We start from the raw sequence: 447 nt of genomic DNA, 5'->3' as shown, positions 1-447 counted from the left end.
GGTGGGACAGATGATTGGGGTGAAGTCGTAACAAGGTAGCCGTATCGGAAGGTGCGGCTGGATCACCTCCTTTCTAAGGATATAGGAATAACATTGACAATTCTTTTAGTTTTGAGTGTTCAAAAGACATTCAAATATGGTTAGGGGCCTATAGCTCAGCTGGTTAGAGCGCACGCCTGATAAGCGTGAGGTCGATGGTTCGAGTCCATTTAGGCCCACCATAAATTAAATAAAATAAAGATAAGGGGCCTTAGCTCAGCTGGGAGAGCGCCTGCTTTGCACGCAGGAGGTCAGCGGTTCGATCCCGCTAGGCTCCACCATTTGAGTGTTCAAAAGGATACTCGAGAACAATGAAAACTAAATACGTATATTATATATAAAAAGATTTACAAAGAAAAAACCGAGAGAAGAAGGCAAGAAAATTGTCTATTCATAAGAGTTCAAGGA

2 tRNA genes and 1 rRNA gene are annotated in these 447 nt (G+C 42.7%); all 3 read left to right on the top strand.

Annotated features, from left to right (window positions below):
* Nucleotides 1–73, top strand: a 16S ribosomal RNA gene (locus HZY82_RS06460); the annotation flags it as partial.
* 71 nt (nt 74–144) lie between these two features.
* A tRNA-Ile gene (locus HZY82_RS06455) sits at nt 145–221 on the top strand.
* Nucleotides 222–244: 23 nt separating this feature from the next.
* Nucleotides 245–320, top strand: a tRNA-Ala gene (locus HZY82_RS06450).
* Nucleotides 321–447: the final 127 nt, after the last annotated feature.

This window comes from Gemella sp. GL1, assembly GCF_013415365.1.
Lineage (GTDB): Bacteria > Bacillota > Bacilli > Staphylococcales > Gemellaceae > Gemelliphila.
The sequence above is the reverse complement of the archived record's forward strand: the minus strand, read 5'-3'. Positions and strand labels throughout refer to the sequence as shown.